Source organism: Bradyrhizobium sp. SEMIA, from assembly GCF_014844175.1.
Lineage (GTDB): Bacteria > Pseudomonadota > Alphaproteobacteria > Rhizobiales > Xanthobacteraceae > Bradyrhizobium > Bradyrhizobium arachidis.
In genome coordinates this window covers 45,416-62,839 of the sequence record NZ_CP046601.1, presented here as the reverse complement: position 1 = coordinate 62,839, position 17,424 = coordinate 45,416, and the positions used below count along the sequence as shown (strand labels likewise).

The 17,424-nt window shown below is 65.8% G+C and carries 13 protein-coding genes, 1 pseudogene and 1 riboswitch; of the genes and pseudogenes, 5 read left to right on the top strand and 9 right to left on the bottom strand.

Annotated elements, in window-relative coordinates; genetic code table 11:
• Nucleotides 1-53: 53 nt before the first annotated feature.
• Nucleotides 54-1,802 carry a gamma-glutamyltransferase gene (ggt, locus tag FOM02_RS00315; RefSeq protein WP_181411725.1) on the bottom strand — a complete coding sequence of 583 codons (1,749 nt, stop codon included), beginning with the start codon at nt 1,800-1,802 and terminating at the stop codon, nt 54-56.
• Between the two features lie 103 nt (nt 1,803-1,905).
• Here ggt and FOM02_RS00310 point away from each other — a divergent pair, with 103 nt between their 5' ends.
• Nucleotides 1,906-3,294: an MFS transporter gene (locus FOM02_RS00310; RefSeq protein WP_027561739.1), complete on the top strand. Its 1,389-nt coding sequence runs from the start codon at nt 1,906-1,908 to the stop codon at nt 3,292-3,294.
• 201 nt (nt 3,295-3,495) lie between these two features.
• Here FOM02_RS00310 and purH read toward each other — a convergent pair whose 3' ends face one another.
• From purH to FOM02_RS00295, 3 genes are all read right to left on the bottom strand, one after another.
• The gene (gene purH / locus FOM02_RS00305) at nt 3,496-5,088 is read right to left on the bottom strand and encodes a bifunctional phosphoribosylaminoimidazolecarboxamide formyltransferase/IMP cyclohydrolase (protein ID WP_027561740.1); all 1,593 of its coding nucleotides are present in this window, start codon (nt 5,086-5,088) and stop codon (nt 3,496-3,498) included.
• A gap of 24 nt (nt 5,089-5,112) precedes the next feature.
• A riboswitch (ZMP/ZTP riboswitch) is annotated at nt 5,113-5,194 on the bottom strand.
• 58 nt (nt 5,195-5,252) lie between these two features.
• On the bottom strand, nt 5,253-6,971 hold the full coding sequence (locus FOM02_RS00300; RefSeq protein WP_027561741.1) for a heparinase II/III family protein: 1,719 nt from the start codon (nt 6,969-6,971) through the stop codon (nt 5,253-5,255).
• A gap of 155 nt (nt 6,972-7,126) precedes the next feature.
• Nucleotides 7,127-8,473, bottom strand: a complete 1,347-nt coding sequence (locus FOM02_RS00295) for an RsmB/NOP family class I SAM-dependent RNA methyltransferase (protein ID WP_027561742.1) — start codon at nt 8,471-8,473, stop codon at nt 7,127-7,129.
• Between the two features lie 189 nt (nt 8,474-8,662).
• Here FOM02_RS00295 and FOM02_RS00290 point away from each other — a divergent pair, with 189 nt between their 5' ends.
• Both FOM02_RS00290 and FOM02_RS00285 read left to right on the top strand, forming a co-directional pair.
• Nucleotides 8,663-8,863, top strand: coding sequence for a DUF1674 domain-containing protein (locus FOM02_RS00290; RefSeq protein WP_027561743.1), 201 nt, complete (start codon nt 8,663-8,665; stop codon nt 8,861-8,863).
• Between the two features lie 42 nt (nt 8,864-8,905).
• Nucleotides 8,906-9,496: a thermonuclease family protein gene (locus FOM02_RS00285; RefSeq protein ID WP_027561744.1), complete on the top strand. Its 591-nt coding sequence runs from the start codon at nt 8,906-8,908 to the stop codon at nt 9,494-9,496.
• Between the two features lie 53 nt (nt 9,497-9,549).
• Here FOM02_RS00285 and FOM02_RS00280 read toward each other — a convergent pair whose 3' ends face one another.
• Entirely contained in the window at nt 9,550-10,065 is a 516-nt protein-coding gene (locus tag FOM02_RS00280; protein WP_027561745.1) for a L,D-transpeptidase, read from the bottom strand.
• A gap of 422 nt (nt 10,066-10,487) precedes the next feature.
• The gene (gene acs, locus FOM02_RS00275; protein ID WP_027561746.1) at nt 10,488-12,434 is read right to left on the bottom strand and encodes an acetate--CoA ligase; all 1,947 of its coding nucleotides are present in this window, start codon (nt 12,432-12,434) and stop codon (nt 10,488-10,490) included.
• A gap of 402 nt (nt 12,435-12,836) precedes the next feature.
• Here acs and FOM02_RS00270 point away from each other — a divergent pair, with 402 nt between their 5' ends.
• Nucleotides 12,837-14,006: a DNA topoisomerase IB gene (locus tag FOM02_RS00270; protein ID WP_027561747.1), complete on the top strand. Its 1,170-nt coding sequence runs from the start codon at nt 12,837-12,839 to the stop codon at nt 14,004-14,006.
• 105 nt (nt 14,007-14,111) lie between these two features.
• On the opposite strand, the gene FOM02_RS00265 is transcribed toward FOM02_RS00270, so the two are convergent.
• Nucleotides 14,112-14,567 (bottom strand): SRPBCC family protein, encoded by a 456-nt coding sequence (locus FOM02_RS00265; protein ID WP_027561748.1) that lies wholly within the window; start codon nt 14,565-14,567, stop codon nt 14,112-14,114.
• Nucleotides 14,568-14,679: 112 nt separating this feature from the next.
• Here FOM02_RS00265 and FOM02_RS00260 point away from each other — a divergent pair.
• Nucleotides 14,680-15,751, top strand: a pseudogene (locus FOM02_RS00260) (adenylate/guanylate cyclase domain-containing protein).
• Between the two features lie 3 nt (nt 15,752-15,754).
• Here FOM02_RS00260 and FOM02_RS00255 read toward each other — a convergent pair.
• Together FOM02_RS00255 and FOM02_RS00250 are read right to left on the bottom strand one after the other, a co-directional pair.
• Nucleotides 15,755-16,168, bottom strand: coding sequence for an EVE domain-containing protein (locus tag FOM02_RS00255; RefSeq protein ID WP_027561750.1), 414 nt, complete (start codon nt 16,166-16,168; stop codon nt 15,755-15,757).
• A 102-nt stretch (nt 16,169-16,270) separates the two neighbouring features.
• Complete coding sequence (locus FOM02_RS00250) at nt 16,271-17,386, bottom strand: alpha/beta hydrolase (protein ID WP_027561751.1); 1,116 nt, start codon at nt 17,384-17,386, stop codon at nt 16,271-16,273.
• Nucleotides 17,387-17,424 lie beyond the last annotated feature (38 nt).

The window sequence follows — 17,424 nt, the reverse complement described above, 5'->3', positions numbered from 1 at the left end:
CGCGCGGCGGCTTGCGCAAGCCGGAGCAGGGCTTCGCGCCATGCAGGGCAGAATTACTGCCCTGCTGCCTCTGCGCCTCGCGTGCGCGGATCGGGCGCGCCGAGCGGCCCGTTGGCGGTCACGAGAATCGAGTTGGCCGAGGTCTGGCCCATCGGCTCGACGACGAGGTGGCCCATCGCCTTCAGCTCGGACAGGACAGTTTCGGGAAAGCCGCTCTCGACGCGGACCTCGTCCGGCAGCCATTGGTGATGCAGCCGTGGCGCGGCGACAGCGGCCGCAACGTCCATCCTGTAGTCGAGAACGTTCACGATCACCTGGAGCACGGTCGAGATAATGCGGCTGCCGCCGGGTGAGCCCGTCACCAGCACCGGCTTGCCGTCCCTCAGCACGATGGTCGGCGACATCGAGGACAGCGGCCGTTTGCCGGGCCCGGGCAGATTGGCCTCGTAGCCGACGAGGCCATAAGCATTTGACGCCCCGACCGCCGCGGTGAAATCGTCGAGCTCGTTGTTGAGCAGCACGCCGGTGCCCTCGGCAACGAGGCCGACGCCATAGCTGAAGTTCAGCGTGGTGGTGTTGCTGACGGCATTGCCGCGGGCGTCGACGACGGAAAAATGCGTGGTGTTGCTGCCCTCGCGCGGCGCGGCAGCGGCGGGCACGAGCTCTTTCGATGGCGTGGCGCGTTGGATGGAAATGCTCGCGCGCAGCTTGGTAGCATAGTCCTTCGCGGTGAGCGTCTCGATCGGTGCGTTGACGAAGGCGGGATCGCCAAGATAGCGCGCGCGATCGGCATAGGCGCGCTTCATGGCTTCGATCAGCAGATGCAGCGAGGCCGGCGATCCCTGCTTCAGATCGGCGAGCTGAAAGCCTTCGAGAATGTTGAGCGTCTCCACCAGCACCACGCCGCCGGAGGACGGCAGCGGCATCGAGACGATGTCGTAGCCGCGATAGGTGCCGCGCACGGGTGCGCGGATCACGGGCTGATAGGCTTTCAGGTCGGCCGATGTCATGATGCCGCCGGCATCGGACATGGCCTTGGCGATCTTGTCTGCAACCGGACCTTCATAGAAGCCGCGCGAACCTTGGGCGGCCACGGCCGACAGCGTGTCGGCGAGATCGCTCTGCACCAGCCGGTCACCTTCGCCGAGCGAAGTCCCATCGGGCCGTGAAAAGATCTTGGCCGAAGACGGCCAGCGCGCGAGCCGCCGGTGCCAGCCCGGCAGGCTGTCGGCGATGTCGTCGCTGATGATGAAGCCGTCGCGGGCAAGCGCAATCGCAGGCTCGAGCAGCTGTGCCAGGGTGAATTGGCCGGAGCCGTATTTCTCCAATGCCAGAGCCAGGCCCCCTACCGTGCCGGGCACGCCGACGCCGAGTGCGGAATCGCGCGACTTCGCCGGGTCGGGCTTGCCGTCGGTACCAAGGAAGATCTGCGGCGTGGTCGCGGCCGGTGCCGTCTCGCGATAGTCGATCGTGACGTCTTCGTTACGCTCGGCCGAATGGATCACCATGAAGCCGCCGCCGCCGATATTGCCGGCGCGAGGATAGGTCACGGCCATCGCAAAGCCGGTGGCGACCGCGGCATCGATCGCATTGCCGCCGCGTCGCAGGATGTCGGCGCCGACTTGTGCGGAGATCTTCTCCTGCGCCACCACCATGCCGTGTTCGGCGGGAACGGCGTGGATGCTGTCGGGCGGTGGCGGGACATAGGTCCGCCGCGCATCCTGTGCGGTCGCAGGCGCAAGACCAAACGCCAGAGTGGCAATGAAGGCGAAAAATATCCGCCGCGTCGAAGGTGACGACATGATCAAATTTCCGCCGTGGCTTCGGGCCAGTTCACACACGTCACGGTAATGCTATACGGTTTGCGCCCTGAGAGGCAAAACAGTTCGTGATGAGGACCGCGTGATGACGACGATCGCCGAGGACGCGCGCATGGCCGGCGTGCAGCGGACCTATCCGCCGCGCGCCGCCGTCATCAGCTGGATCTTCTTCGATTGGGCCGCGCAGCCTTATTTCACGCTGATCACGACCTTCGTGTTCGCGCCCTATTTCGCCACCAGCATTGCGCCAGATGCTGCCACGGGCCAGTCGCTGTGGGGCTTTGCGATGGCGGCCGCGGGCCTTGCGATCGCGCTGCTCTCGCCGGTGCTGGGCGCGATCGCCGACGCGTCCGGCCGCAGGAAGCCGTGGATCGCGGGATTCGGTGCCGTGCTGGTGCTGGCCTCCTGCACGCTGTGGATCGGCAAGCCCGGCGATCCCTCGATCATTCCGCCGCTGCTGACCGCGGTCGCGCTCGCCAGCGTCGGCGCGGAATTCGCCACCGTGTTCAACAATGCGATGATGCCGACCCTGGTGCCGCCGGATCGGATCGGGCGGCTCTCCGGCACCGGCTGGGCCACGGGTTACATCGGCGGCATCGTCAGCCTGATCATCGTGCTCGGCTTCCTCGCTGCGAATCCCGAGACCGGACGCACGCTGCTTGGCTTCACGCCGCTGTTCGGGCTCGATCCCGCAACCCACCAGGGCGATCGCGCCGCGGGGCCGCTGACCGGAATATGGTTCATCGTCTTCGTGACGCCGATGTTCCTGTTCACGCCGGACTATCCGGCGAAGCGGCCGTTGGGCGAGGCGCTGCGCGAAGGCTTGCTCGAGCTGAAGCAATCGATCAGGAGTCTGCCGCAGCGGAAATCGCTCGCGGCGTTCCTGCTCGCCAACATGATCTATACCGACGGCCTGGTATCGCTGTTTGCATTCGGCGGCATCTATGCCGCGGGCACGTTCGGCTGGCACACCATCCAGATCGGCACCTTCGGTATCATGCTGGCGATCGCCGGCACGTTCGGCGCGTGGCTTGGCGGCAAGCTGGATGATCGTCTCGGACCGAAGCGTGTCATCGCCGGCAGCCTGCTGATCCTGCTGCTGGCGGTGGCGGCGATCCTCCTGGTCGACAAGGACAGTGTGCTGTTCGTGGAGGTCGCGCCGCCGCAAGCAGGCGCGCCGCTGTTCTCGAGCGCGGCCGAGCGCGCGTATCTCGTGCTGGGCTGTCTCATCGGTGCCGCCGGCGGCCCGCTTCAAGCCGCATCGCGCACGCTGCTGATCCATCTCGCGCCGAAGGACCGCATCGCGCAGTATTTCGGCCTGTTCGCGCTGACGGGGAAGGTGACGTCCTTCATCGGCCCGCTGCTGATTGGGATGATCACGGCAGCGACGGCAAGCCAGAAGGCCGGCATGGCTGTGCTGGTGGTGTTTTTCGTGACGGGGCTGGGACTGTTGATGCGGGTGCGGGAGAATTAGCTCCGCTGTCGTCCCGGACAAGCGCAGCGAAGCGGAGCGCAGAGCCGGGACCCATAACCACAGGCCGTGACTTGGCGACGACTCGTAGTTACCAGCTCGTGCTGCGATTTCTCCCTGGGGTTATGGGTCGCCGCGCCCGTGCGCAATTGCGCACTAGGCGGGGGCGACCCGTTGAGAGTTCGGTGCACGACAGCGGGGGCATCAATGCCTGAAGTGCCGTGTCCCCGTGAACACCATGGCGATGCCGTGCTCGTCGGCGGCCTTGATCACCTCGTCGTCGCGCATCGAGCCGCCGGGCTGCACCACGGCGGTGGCGCCGGCTTCGATGCAGGCGAGCATGCCGTCGGCGAACGGGAAGAACGCATCCGACGCCACGACCGAGCCCTTGGTGAGCGGCTCGGCGAGCTTCAGCTCGTTCGCCGCATCCTGCGCCTTGCGCGCCGCGATGCGGGCTGAATCCACGCGGCTCATCTGGCCGGCGCCGATGCCGACGGTGGCGAGATCCTTGGCGTAGATGATGGTGTTGGACTTGACGTGCTTGGCGACACGGAACGCGAACTTCAGGTCGCGCATCTCCGCGTCGGTCGGCGCACGCTTGGTCACGACCTTGAACGTCATGTCGTCGACCACGGCATTGTCGCGGCTCTGCACCAGCAGGCCGCCCGCGACCGTCTTGGCGGTGAGGCCGGGCGCGCGCGGGTCGGGCAGGCTGCCGGCGAGCAGCAGGCGCAGGTTCTTCTTCCCGCCGATGATGGCGATGGCCTCTTCGCTCGCGTCGGGCGCGATGATCACCTCGGTGAAGATCTTGGTGATCTCGCGCGCGGTGTCGGCGTCGAGCGGACGGTTCATCGCGATGATGCCGCCGAAGGCCGAGGTGGAATCGCAGGCCAGCGCCTTGCGATAAGCGTCGACGAGGTTCGCGCCTTCCGCGACGCCGCAAGGATTGGCGTGCTTGACGATGACGCAGGCCGCGGTGCGCTTGGCGTCGAACTCGGCGATGCATTCATAGGCCGCATCGGTGTCGTTGATGTTGTTGTAGGAGAGCTCCTTGCCCTGGAGCTGCCGCGCGGTCGAGACGCCCGGGCGCTTGTCGGGCGTCGCGTAGAACGCCGCGGTCTGGTGCGGGTTCTCGCCATAGCGCAGCGACTGGATCAGCCGGCCGCCGAAGGCGCGGAAGTCAGGCGCATCGATCTCGAGCTGGCGGTTGAACCAGTTGGAGATCGCAGCGTCATAGGCTGCGGTGCGCGCATAGGCTTTCGCGGCAAGCCGCCGGCGCAGCTTCAGCGTGGTCGCGCCGTTGTTGGCGGCGAGCTCGTCGAGCACGGCCTTGTAATCTTCTGCCTCGACCACGACGGCGACGTCGTCATGGTTCTTGGCGGCGGCGCGGATCATCGCGGGGCCGCCGATGTCGATGTTCTCGATGCAATCCTCGAAGCCTGCGCCTTTGTCGACGGTGGCCTCGAACGGATAGAGATTGACGACGAGAAGATCGATCGGCGCGATGCCGTGCGCCTTCATCGCCTCCGCGTGCTCCTTGTTGTTGCGGATCGCGAGCAGGCCGCCATGCACCTTCGGATGCAGCGTCTTGACGCGGCCGTCCATCATCTCCGGGAAGCCGGTGAGGTCGGAGACGTCCTTCACCTTGAGGCCGGCCGCGGCGATCGCTTTCGCGGTGCCGCCGGTCGAGACCAGCTCGACATCATGCGCGGCAAGCGCCTTGGCGAACTCGATGAGGCCGGTCTTGTCGGAAACGGAGAGAAGGGCGCGGGTAACGCGGCGGGGATGGTCAGTCATGAGCAAGATCCTCTGTTCAGGGAGTGTCTATGCCCAGGCGCGCGGCAGATACGTGTCGCGCTTCCCGATGGTGCTCCATCCAAGGTCGCCAGTCGCGCGAACGAGCGCTCGATAGCAGCTTTCGGCCGTTTTCACAACGAAGAGATAGGGCCGAATTCGCGCGTTTACAGCGGAAGTTCCGGCTCGCGCCGGGCGTTGCGGCGGGCATTGGTGACGGTTGGCGAGGCGGTGGAGCGGACGAAGCTCCAGCGGATCGAGGGCGCCTGCCGCGCGTCCTGGCGGATCACGATCTGCGCGGTGCGGCGAGGGCCGTCATTGCCGGCCAGGAACACGCTGTCCTCGAGGTCGACCTTGTCGTCCAGCGCTTCAAAGGTCCAGACGTCGCGGTTCGGCAGCACCAGCATGACGCCGCGGGCATCCGACAGCCGGCTCGCCTTCACGGCCGGATGCAGATGGAAGCGCAGCGCGAAATCGGCGTCCGCGCCCTTGAAGCGTCCGCCCTGCGGCGGCGACAGCGTGTCCTCGCCGTCGATGCGCGCGCCGTCATTGGCGATCATCAGCACACGGCGATGGATCGCGCCGAATTTGGCGAGATAGCCGTCATGCGAGGTCGTCAGCAGCGTGCCGTTCTGCACCACCTCGCGATAGCTCTCGACCTCGACGGGACCGCTGGTGACGGGCGAGCCGTGCAGCAGCCGCTTCATCGCCGACATCTCCACGAACTGGCAGGACGAGGTGTCGTGATAGGTCAGCGTCGAATGCGCCGCGGTGCCGCGCGCGAACGGCCGCCAATTGTCGCGACCCGTGGTCGGCATGCCGCAATTGGTGACGATGCGGCTGATGCCGGAGGATAATTCGAACGACAGGCAGCCGGCATGGGCGTCGTGACTGATGCCGGCCGGCGGCGGCGGCCCGGTGTCGATGATCAGCGTCGTCTGGCCGGCATCGAGGCGCTGGAAGCCGGTATGCGGCATGTTCGCCATCGGCGCGCCGTGGGTGTCGTCATAGGCGAGCAGCGTCGCGAGCAGGTCCGAAGGCGTCGCGCTCATGCCGTTGAACAGCGCAAAATTGCCGTCGCCGTGGCGGAAGAAGCGCAGCATCGGCATCATGCGGTCGATCGCATTGAGCAGCGCCGCCGGCGGCGCGATGTTGCGCGCGGCAAAAGTCTGCCGCAGCGGCAACAGGTCGATCAAGAGCTCGATCAACGCGCCCGGGTTGCGCGAGATGTGTCCGCCGTCGGGCAGGATCTGCCGTTGCAGCTCGTCGGAGAGTTTTTTCGAGGCGCTGCGGATGTGACGCGCCTGGTTGGCGAGGCACAGCGTCGTGTAGCACAGCGCGATCATCACCTGGAGCTTTGGCACCCCGTCGGGGATGTCGACCATGGTGTAGCGCAGCAAGCGGATCTCGCGCGCGAGCGCGCGCAAGTAACGGCGATAGAATTTGTTGTCGGTGTCGCCCAGCACCAGTGGCGCCTGCGACAATAGCGAGATCACGCGGCGTGCCAGCACGTCGGCGCGTCGCGCGACCGGGCGGCGCTTGTTGGCGGGGTTGGCGATCCAGTCCTCGACGAGTGCGCGCGCATTGGCCCGCGTCAGCGCGGTGTCGGCGGCGCGCAAATGGCGCAGCCAGCCGAAGCCGAGCAGCGCGACCTCCCAATCCTCCGACGGCGGCTCCAGATCGAAGATCGAGCGGCCATGGCAATTGACGATCTTGCCGGCGAAGACGAAGCGGCCGGCATAGATCTCTGCGGCGCGGGTCGCATCGGCGGTGCGCAGGTCGTGTGGTGCGATGATCAGCCGATCGGTGCGGCCGGGCCAGACCCGCGACAGCGCAACGGGGCCGCCGCTCGCGCGCGCGAGCATGTTCCGCGCGAAGCGGTTCATCACCAGCGTCGAGATACGTCTGCGTTGAGCGACCGACACGCCTTGCCTTGGAGGGGAGAGGATTCCGACGAATCCTTATTAATCCCAAAATCGGACGGCTGACACCACCTTGAACGGTCCGAATCAGTATCGTGGTGGCAAAATCCGGTGCAAAATCAGGATTTAACGAGCCGGGTCGCGTAAAATCCATCGAGCCCGCCGAGCTTGGGATCGGCGTTCGGCAGATGGCTGGGCAAGGTGCGCAGGTCACCCTCGGCGGTGACGATTTCGCTGAGCCCCGACACCTCGGACGCTTCGATCGGCACGCGCCGCAGGCCGGGCTCTGCCTGAAGCAGGGCAGCGATCGCCTGCTCGCCCTCCTCCGGTTCCAGCGAACAGGTGCAGTAGACCAGCGTCCCGCCCGGCTTCAGCAGCGAGACGGATTTCTTCAACAGCCGCTGCTGGAGCGCGGCCAGGGCGGCGATGTCGGACTCCTGCCGGAGCCATGCGACATCAGGGTGACGGCGGATCGTGCCGGTCGAGGTGCAGGGCGCATCGATCAGGATGCCGTCAAAACCTTCTAGCGGGCCGGCCCATTCCACGGCGTCGGCGACAACGGTCTCGGCCTGGAGCGACAGCCGCGTCAGATTCTCGCGCAGCCGCGCCACCCGGGCGGGCGAGCGGTCGATCGCCGTGACCTGCGCGCCCGATAGCGCCAGTTGCGCCGTCTTGCCGCCGGGCGCGGCGCACAGATCGGCAATGGATTTGCCCTTGATGTCACCGAACAGGCGGGCCGGCAGCGCGGCGGCGGCGTCCTGCACCCACCATTGTCCTTCGGCAAAGCCCGGCAGCATGGTCACCGAGCCGTGCAGCAGCATCCGCACCGTCCCGGTCGGCAGCGTCTCGCCATGCAGCCGGCTCGCCCATTGCGCGGCATCGGATTTCACTGTGAGGTCGAGCGAGGGCTCGTGGCCGAGCGCCAGCGCCATGTCCCTTGCGGTTGCCTCGCCATAATGCGCGCTCCAGCGCGCGAGCAGCCAGGGCGGCAGGTCCAGCGATTGCGTCGCGACTTCCTCGACCAGCGCCTTGCCCTCGCGTGCGCAGCGGCGCAGCACGGCATTGACGAGGCCGGCATAGCGCGCGGCGCGGCGATCTGATTGAACGAGACGCACGGAGAGATCGACCGCAGCGTGATCGGGCACATCCATCCAGAGGATCTGCGCGGCGCCGATCAAGAGCGCGCTCTGTGCGCGCGGCGCATCGGAAGGAATGCCCTTGTCGAGCAGGCGGGACAGCACATGGCCGAGCGTGCCGAGCCGGCGCAGCACGGTCGCGACCAGGCGACGCATCAGCGCGCGGTCGCGGTCGGCCAGTGTCTTCAGTCCGGGATGGGCGCCGCTGCCGTCGAGCTGGTCGTCAAGCGTGCGATGCTTGTGCAGCACGCCGTCGACGATGTCGGCGGCAATCCGCCGTGCCGCAAGACCAGGCACTTCGGACGGAGGGGCGAAACGTTGAGATGGCATGCGGAAGCAAGGTTCTGAGCGAGCGGCAGTTCCGCCGCGATGGGCGCATGCCTTAACCAACCAACATCTGGCATGCGAATATGCCAAATGTAAGAATGGCATCTCGCCTTTGCAGCCGACTATCACCATTTCAGCAATGCGATATTGGACCTCGCGCGTCCCGCGATCCTGCGCTAGGAACCGTCCACGATGAGTGACCAGCCCTCCGTTCCCGATCGCAAGCAGCTGTCGCCGGCCGCCCAGCGCGCGCTGGCCGAAGCCGAAGCGCGCCGGCAGGCTGCGGCGAAGGCGCATGCCGAAGCGGCGCCCAAGGAATTGCAGGGACCGAAGGGGCCTGAACCGACCCGCTACGGCGATTGGGAGCGCAAAGGTATCGCCTCGGATTTCTAGGGCATCTTGCCGGTTCAGCCGACTCAGCCCTAGCGTGCGCGGATGTCGCGCTTCGACCCCAATCATCCCTACCGGCCCTCATATAGTGGCTCGCCGTTCGGCCGCCGCTTCTCCGGATTGCTGCCGTGGATGTTCGTGGTCGGCGTCGTGACGGCGATCGTGCTCGGCTTCCGCCAGGGAACGATCTGGCCCATTCCGCATGCAGATGATGGACGGTCACGCGATGCTCAAATCATCGTGCAGCAGTCCGGCAATTCCGACACGCGTCTAGCGGTCGATGTCGTCCGCACAGTCGACGGCGATACTTTCCTCGCGCGCGTGCGTCAGCCGAACGGACGCGATCTGGTCGCGCGGGTCCGTCTGCGCGGCATCGATGCGCCCGAGATGAAAGCATCTTGCCAAGCTGAGTTGGACAAGGCCGAGGCCGCCAGCGGCGCGCTGCGCAATCTGCTCGGCCAGGGCGGCGTCACGATCTACAATCTTGGCCAGGACAAATATGGTCGCGTTCTCGCCGACGTCGCGACCAGCCGAACCGCCAACGTTTCGGCGGCGTTGCTCGCCGGCGGTTACGCCCGCAGCTACAATGGCGGCCATCGCGACGGCTGGTGTGCGCGCGGCTGGCGCTTCTGGTAACAAAAAGCCGCGTCGGATGACGCGGCTTCTGTGTCCTGTCCTGATCTGTTCGATCAGCGCGTCACGACCACCGTCGTGCCGACCGAGACGCGGCCGTAGAGATCGGTGATGTCGTCGTTGAGCATGCGAATGCAGCCGTAGGAGACGAAGCCGCCGACCGAGCCCGGCACGTTGGTGCCGTGGATGGCGTATTCGCCGCCGGCCAGCGTCATCGCCGCAACGCCCATCGGATTGCGCGGCGAGCCGCCGGGAATGACGTCAGGCATGTTCGGCTTGTCGCGCTTCACCTCGGCGGGCGGCGACCAGGCCGGATTGCGATACTTGCCGTCGATGCGGGTGGTGCCGGCCCATTGCTTGCCGGACTTGCCGACGCCGACCGGGTAGCGCACCGCGTGGCCGTTATCGAGGATGAGATAGAGCCGCCGCTCGCTGGTTTTGACCACAATGGTGCCCGGCGAATAGTCGGCGAGATGCGCTCCCACCATTTCCGGCCGCGCCTCGGCCGCCGTCGACATCAAGACCCCTGCTCCGATGGTGGCGGCCAACGCCACCGCAATCCTCATCAACATCGAATTTCCCCTTGAACGGATCCGTCGAAATCTACGCAAAACCGGCAATCGCCGGCATGCCCAGACATTCTTAACCGCGCGCGTTAACCGGATGGTTTCCACGCACGGCCGCCAAGGGCCCGCCAGCAGGGGGAACAAAGGAAATGTTCGAAATAAAGTAAATGACAAGAAAACAACACTCGGCCGGAAAGATGCGGCCGCGCCGGCTCGCGCGCTGACAAGAGTGTGAGCGTGTGAACGGGCGTTGTTGAGGAGGCTCCTGTTGGCGCGAAAGACAGTCTCGTGTCCCGGACGCGCTGCAACGCGTAGCGTTGCTGCGCAGAGCCGGGACCCGGCTCTTTCTTCGCGCGGAGCGATGGGCCCCGGCTCAGCAGCGCACCGCGAAGGCGCGCTGCGCTGCGTCCGGGGCACGACAGCGTCCCCTACGCCGACTTCTTGTTCTGCCGGTTCTTCACGAGATCATCGACCACGGCGGGATCGGCCAGGGTCGAGGTGTCGCCCAGGCTGCCCGGCTCGTCCTCGGCGATCTTGCGCAGGATGCGGCGCATGATCTTGCCGGAGCGCGTCTTGGGCAGGCCCGGCGCGAACTGGATCTGGTCGGGCGAGGCGATCGGGCCGATCTCCTTGCGCACCCAGGTGACGAGCTCCTTGCGCAGCTCGTCGGTCGGCTCGACGCCGGCCATCAGCGTGACATAGGCGTAGATGCCCTGGCCCTTGATGTCGTGCGGGAAGCCGACCACAGCGGCCTCCGAGACCTTCTCATGCGCGACCAGCGCGCTCTCGACTTCGGCGGTGCCCATGCGATGGCCGGAGACGTTGATGACGTCGTCGACGCGGCCGGTGATCCAGTAATAGCCGTCGGCGTCGCGCCGGCAGCCGTCGCCGGTGAAGTATTTGCCCTTGTAGGTCGAGAAATAGGTCTGCTCGAACCGGGCATGGTCGCCATAGACCGTGCGCATCTGCCCGGGCCAGGAGCGCGTCAGGCAGAGGTTGCCGGTGGTCTCGCCTTCCAGCACCTTGCCGTCGGCATCGACGATTTCAGGGACGACGCCGAAGAACGGCTGCGTCGCCGAGCCGGGCTTCAGCTTGGTCGCGCCCGGCAGCGGCGTGATCAGGATGCCGCCGGTCTCGGTCTGCCACCAGGTGTCGACGATCGGGCAGCGGTCGTCGCCGACGACGCGGTGATACCACTCCCAGGCTTCGGGATTGATGGGCTCGCCGACCGAGCCGAGCAGGCGCAGGCTCGCGCGCGAAGTCTTCTTCACGGGCTCGTCGCCCGACTGCATCAAGGCGCGGATCGCGGTCGGCGCGGTGTAGAAGATGTTGACCTTGTGCTTGTCGATGACGTTCCAGAACCGCGAATTATCCGGATAGTTCGGCACGCCCTCGAACATCAGCGTGGTCGCGCCGTTCGCCAGCGGTCCGTAGAGGATGTAGCTGTGGCCGGTGACCCAGCCGACGTCGGCGGTGCACCAGTAGATGTCGCCGTCGTGATAGTCGAAGACGTATTGATGCGTCATCGAGGCGAACACGAGATAGCCGCCCGTGGTGTGCAGCACGCCCTTGGGCTGGCCGGTCGAGCCCGAGGTGTAGAGGATGAACAGCGGATCCTCGGCGTGCATGTGCTCGGCCGGGCATTCCGTCGTCACCATCTTGGCGGCGTCGTGATACCAGAGATCCCGCGATGGATTCATCTCGACCGTGCCGCCGGTGCGCTTGACCACGACGACCCAGTCGACGCCGTCGGCTTTCGTGAGCGCCGCATCGACATTGGCCTTGAGCGGCACCTTCTTGCCGCCGCGCAGGCCTTCATCGGCGGTGATGATGACCTTGGATTGGCAATCGTTGATGCGCTGGGCGAGCGAGTCCGGCGAGAAGCCCGCGAACACCACCGAGTGGATCGCGCCGATCCGCGCGCAGGCCAGCATCGCATAGGCCGCTTCCGGGATCATCGGCAGATAGATGGTGACGCGGTCGCCTTTCTTGACGTTGCGGGTGCGCAGGATGTTGGCCATCCGGCAGACCTCGTCATGCAGCTCCTTGTAGGTGATGTGCTTGGACTGCGAGGGATCGTCGCCTTCCCAGATGATCGCGGTCTGGTTGCCGCGCTTGGCGAGATGGCGGTCGATGCAGTTCCAGGCGACGTTGAGGATTCCGTCCTCGAACCATTTGATCGAGATGTTGCCGGGCGCGAAGGAGACGTTCTCGATCTTGGTCGGCGCGTGCATCCAGTCGATGCGCTTGGCCTGCTCGGCCCAGAAGGCGTTAGGGTCCGAGATCGAGCGGGCGTACATCTCCTTGTACTTGGCCTGGTCGATCCAGGCGCGCTTGGCCCACTCCGCCGGGACGTCGTAAATCTTCTCGGACATGTTTCCCTCCACCTACGCCAAGCCGAACGCATGCGACTGGCAAGCCGACCTGATCGTTGAATCGATTATGCGTCGGGCTAACCGGCCCCGACAAGCAGCACAAGCTGGACCTTCGGCGAGCGGCGCGCCATGCGGCGCATCAAGCTGCGTAGGCCGGCTGTCGCAAATCTGAAACAAGCCGGAGCAGCGGGCTTTCAGCTCTTTACCCAAATCTCCGGAAGAGGCCCGCGCAGGGCGCCCATGCGCCGGCGGAGGTATTTAGGAACCGTCTGTCACTGATTCGGGACTCGCAATACGGTTCGGAACACCCTAAGTGGCTAACCCGGGTCCAAAAGAGACCCAAGGAACAAAAATCAGAACAGCGGCATTGACCGATAACAGACAGGGCCAAGGCATAACACTATGATGGATCAGCAGAATCTCGGGACGATACGGCCCGCTTCAGCCGATCCTGCCGCTATTGCCCTGGCCAAGGCCCTCGGACAATGGCCGAAACCGGCCGGTTCCACCCGTCCCAGCCCGAAAAAGGTCTTTGACCAGGCGCCCGCGGCGACGGTCGAGGCGCTCGCCAGGGAGCTGGGCCTGCGGCTCGGCGACCAGAACGAGCTGACCATCCGCCGCGTCAGGCGCGGCAAGGGCTATTCCTTCGTCCGTCCCAACGGCGCCCATATCCGCGACGCCCGTACCATCCGCCGGCTGCACGCCATGGCGGTGCCGCCGGCCTATCGCGAGGTGCGCTACTCCGCCGATCCGAACTCGCATCTCCAGGCCGTGGGACGCGATGCCGCGGGGCGGCTGCAATATCGCTATCACGCCGACTGGGAGAAGGTCCGCGAGCACCGCAAGGCGCATCGCCTAGAGAAGCTCGTCGGTGCGCTGCCAAAGATCCGGCGCAAGGTCTCGGCGTTCCTGTCGGGCGAGGAGCCGACGCGCGAATTCGCGCTCTCGGCCGTGATCGAGCTGATCGCGCGCACCGCGATCCGCCCCGGCAATGAATCCTATGCCCGCCTCAACGGCACCCGCGGCGCCACCACTTTGCTGAAGTCCAACGTCGCGCTGGAAGACGATTCCTTCGTGCTGACCTTCAAGGCGAAGGGCGGCAAGGCGGTGCGCAAGGAGTGCGACGCGGCCAAGCTGGTCCGCGCCATCGGCGTGCTGCGCGGCGTCCCGGGAAAACGCATGTTCCAGTATCGCGATGCCTACGGCATCGTGCGCGCGGTCAACACCACGCAGGTGAACGCGTTTCTGCGCGAGATCGCCGGCATCAAGATTTCGCTGAAGGATTTTCGCACGCTGATGGCGTCCGCCGTCGTCGTGGAATCGCTGTCGCGGATCACGCCGGCGACCAGCCAGCGCGGCCGCAAGAAGCAGGTGCTGGACGCGATCCGCGCCGCCGCCGACCAGCTCTCCAACACGCCGGCGATCTGCCGCAAGAGCTACGTCCACGACACCATCGTCACCGCCTTCGAGGACGGCATCCTCGAACGCTTCGCGGCGACGATGAAAGGCCAGCGTTCGCAGGCGCGGCGCGAGCAGCTGTTGGCGCAGGTGGTGGCGACCGCGGCGGTTTAAGTCGTGCTGTCGTAGGGTGGGCAAAGGCGCGAAGCGCCGTGCCCACCATCTCTCCATGGTCGCAAAAATGCGTGGGCACGCTCCGCTTTGCCCACCTTACGAGAGCTACGCCTTCGTCGAAACACCCAAGTCCGGACCGGGATCGCCGCCCGCGGCCGCAGTGGTGAGCCGTCCCAGATAATGCGCCCATCCCGTCGCGTGCGCGGCCGCCTGCTCCTCGGTCGGCAGGCCGCTATGGGTCATGCGCAGCAGCGTGCCGCCGTCGCGCTCGATCAGGTCGATCTCGATCAGGCTCGAGCCGGGCGGCACTTCCTGGCCGCCCTCCCAACCGAAGGTGTAGGCGAGGCGATGTACCGGCACGACCTCGCGGAAGGCGCCGCGGCCGACGCCGCCGCGCGGGCCGATGCCTTTGAGCAGATAGAGCCCGCCGGGATGCGGCTCGGTGGTCGCATCCGAGCCCATCCAGCTCAGGATCTTCTCGGGGTCGGTCAAATAGGCAAAGACGGTGGCGCGGGGGGCTGCGATCTGGGTCTCGCGTCGCACTACGAAGGATTCGGTCATCGGCGATCATCCATGGTCTTGCCTTGGGCTGACGATGGGACATGGCGGCGCCATGGAGCTCCGTCAAGGATTGCTGGTGACAAAGTCGGTCTCGCTTCGCCATCATCGGATCATGCAGCTCTCCCCAACCCTCGCCTGGCTCGTCGACGCCGCCTCGGACAGTCTCGGGGCCGATCGCCTGCTGGCGGAACTCGGCGCGCATCTGGTCGCCGACGGCGTCCCGCTTGCGGCCGGCAGCCTGACGCTGGAGGTGCCGCATCCCCTGATCGCGAAACGGACCTGGCTGTGGCGTGCCGATACTGGCCGGGTGATCGAAGCGCTCGGCTTTGCACCGGGCGGCCTCGCGCCCGACCTACCCAACGATGCCGGCCGCCGCTGGCTGCGCGACATCGCGGCCGGCGAGGTGCACGAAGACGTGGTCGGACGACAAGATGGCCCGCTGCTCGGCTGGATCGGACCGCGGCCGTTCACATCAGGCGAAGTCGCGCAATTGCGCGAGGCCGCGCGTTTTCGCCGCGACGCCGCACCTTGCGCGCGACGCTGGAGGCTATCTCGGCAAGCGCAGCGCGGCGCGTGTGCTGACGGCGCCGCTGCGGCGCGATCTCGGCGAGACCATTCAGGCCGCGCTGCTCTATGCGGATCTGCGCAACTTCACGATCCTCTCGGAGACCACACCACCTGCCGACGTCATTGCGGCGCTCGATGCCTGGTTCGATCGCATCGCCGGCGCGGTCCATGCCTTTGGCGGCGAGGTGCTGAAATTCATCGGCGACGGCGTGCTCGCGATCTTTCCGGTGGTCGAGGCGTCACCGCGCCATGCCTGCGATGCCGCGCTGCGTGCCGCAGGCGCGGCCGAAGCCGGCATGGCGTATCTCAACGCGGAGCGCAGCGCGCAAGGATTGCCGCCGCTATGGTTCGGTGCCGCGCTTCATCTCGGCGAGATATTGTGGGGAAATATCGGCGCCGCCAACCGGCTCGACTTCACCGCGATCGGTCCGGCCGTCAATCTTGCCAGCCGCCTCGAGGGATTGTGCAAGCCGCTCGGCAGGACCGTGCTGGTGTCGGGCGCACTTGCTGCGGAGACGGAGATGCCTCTGATCGCGCTCGGACTGCACAAGCTGCGCGGCATCGCCTCGCCGTGCGAGGTGCTCGCGCTGCCGGAGACGCAAGCGCGGATTTCGTAGCGCCTACATCCCGCCCATCTTGCAGACGAGCTTCCACTCCTCGGCCGTCACCGGCTGCACCGACAGGCGCGAATATTTCACCAGCGCCATGTCGGCGAGCTTCTTCTCGGCCTTGATCGCGGCCATCGTCACCGGTGTCTTCAAGGGCTTGTCGGCCTTGATATCGACGCAGACGAATTTCTCGGTCTTGTCGGTCGGGTCGGGATAGGCCTCCTTGATGATCTCGGCGATGCCGACGATCTCCTTGCCCTCGTTGGAATGATAGAAGAACGCCTTGTCGCCCTTTTTCATGTTCACGAGGTTCTGGCGCGCGGTGTAATTGCGCACGCCGGTCCAGGCCTCGCCCTTGGCGCCCTTCGCGACCTGCTGGTCCCAGGACCACACTGAGGGCTCGGATTTCACCAGCCAGTAGTTCATTGCACCTCACTCCATTCCTGGATGCGCCGTCTCGCCGCCGCGATGTTTAGGGCACGGGGATGCCCGCGACAAGCACGGGCATCCGATATCCATCGCGGGCACTCATTCCTTCAGATAGCGATCGAAGAACTTTGCAATGTCGGTGAAGGCTTCCCTGGTCTCCGGCGCGTTGATGTTGAACTGGTACTGCGCATGAGACTGGCCTTCATAGACGTTGAGATCCGCAACCACGCCGGCACGGCGCAATTTGCGATGCGTGCGAACCGTGTTGCTGAGGAACAGGTCGCGCGTGCCTGAGGTGAGGATGGTCGGCGGGAAGCCCTTGAAGTCACCGTAGATCGGCGAGATGTAGGGATTCTTCAGGTCGGTCCCGTTGGCATAGAGCTTTGCGGCGCGGCCGAGCCAGCCGTCCCAGGTCACCAGCACGTTGTCGACCCACTCATTGCTGGCATAGGTGTCGCCGACCTTGTCGATGTCGGACCACGGCGTGCCCGGCGCGATCGCCGCCGGCCTCGGCAGCTTCTCGTCCCTCGCCCTTAGCACCATCGCGAGCGTCATCGCGCCGCCCGTCGACGTGCCGAAGATCGCCATCCGGCGTGAGTCGTGGTCTTTGGTGACCTCCTTCCAGACCGCCATCGCATCATCCATCGCGGCGGGATAGGGGAAATCGGGCGGCATGCGGTAGTCGACCGAGATGACCTTGAAGCCGCCAAAGCCCGCCATCATGATCGCTTCCGGCAACGCGGCTTCGCCCGGCCCGAACACATAGCCGCCGCCATGGACGTGGACCAGGAGGCGCCGCCGGTTCTCGGGCGGGATCCTGTTGGGCGTGACGATGAAACAATGCACGCCAGCGATCTTCGTCTCCTCGACCTTGACGCCGAGCTTCTCCTTCATGGTCGGAACGTTCGCGATCGACAGCTTTGCGCGCCGCTCGATCAGCTCCTTCCATTCGGCCGGAGTTTTCGGATCGGCATTGAAATGCGGTGGAAACGGCGCGCCGATCATGGCCTGCATGTCGGAGCTGACGTCGTTGGACGGATTGACGATGGATTTGACGGGCGCGACCCGCTTGCCGTTTTCGGCATTGGCTGCGGCCTCGTTCTTGGCGAGCTCGTCGTAGGAGATCGCGGCCTCGCTGTAGGCCGTGGTCGGTAACGAAATGGCGGCAAGTGTAACGATGGCGATCGAAACGATCGCGTGCTGCGGTTTGCGCATGCGGTTTCCCCTGGGATCCGTTTGATTATTGTTGGACC

Bases quoted from the DNA above. Each gene is read 5' to 3' on its own strand.
- ggt (WP_181411725.1), bottom strand. From the start codon at position 1,802: ATGTCGTCACCTTCGACGCGGCGGATATTTTTCGCCTTCATTGCCACT.
- FOM02_RS00310 (WP_027561739.1), top strand. From the start codon at position 1,906: ATGACGACGATCGCCGAGGACGCGCGCATGGCCGGCGTGCAGCGGACC.
- purH (WP_027561740.1), bottom strand. From the start codon at position 5,088: ATGACTGACCATCCCCGCCGCGTTACCCGCGCCCTTCTCTCCGTTTCC.
- FOM02_RS00300 (WP_027561741.1), bottom strand. From the start codon at position 6,971: ATGAACCGCTTCGCGCGGAACATGCTCGCGCGCGCGAGCGGCGGCCCC.
- FOM02_RS00295 (WP_027561742.1), bottom strand. From the start codon at position 8,473: ATGCCATCTCAACGTTTCGCCCCTCCGTCCGAAGTGCCTGGTCTTGCG.
- FOM02_RS00290 (WP_027561743.1), top strand. From the start codon at position 8,663: ATGAGTGACCAGCCCTCCGTTCCCGATCGCAAGCAGCTGTCGCCGGCC.
- FOM02_RS00285 (WP_027561744.1), top strand. From the start codon at position 8,906: ATGTCGCGCTTCGACCCCAATCATCCCTACCGGCCCTCATATAGTGGC.
- FOM02_RS00280 (WP_027561745.1), bottom strand. From the start codon at position 10,065: ATGTTGATGAGGATTGCGGTGGCGTTGGCCGCCACCATCGGAGCAGGG.
- acs (WP_027561746.1), bottom strand. From the start codon at position 12,434: ATGTCCGAGAAGATTTACGACGTCCCGGCGGAGTGGGCCAAGCGCGCC.
- FOM02_RS00270 (WP_027561747.1), top strand. From the start codon at position 12,837: ATGATGGATCAGCAGAATCTCGGGACGATACGGCCCGCTTCAGCCGAT.
- FOM02_RS00265 (WP_027561748.1), bottom strand. From the start codon at position 14,567: ATGACCGAATCCTTCGTAGTGCGACGCGAGACCCAGATCGCAGCCCCC.
- FOM02_RS00255 (WP_027561750.1), bottom strand. From the start codon at position 16,168: ATGAACTACTGGCTGGTGAAATCCGAGCCCTCAGTGTGGTCCTGGGAC.
- FOM02_RS00250 (WP_027561751.1), bottom strand. From the start codon at position 17,386: ATGCGCAAACCGCAGCACGCGATCGTTTCGATCGCCATCGTTACACTT.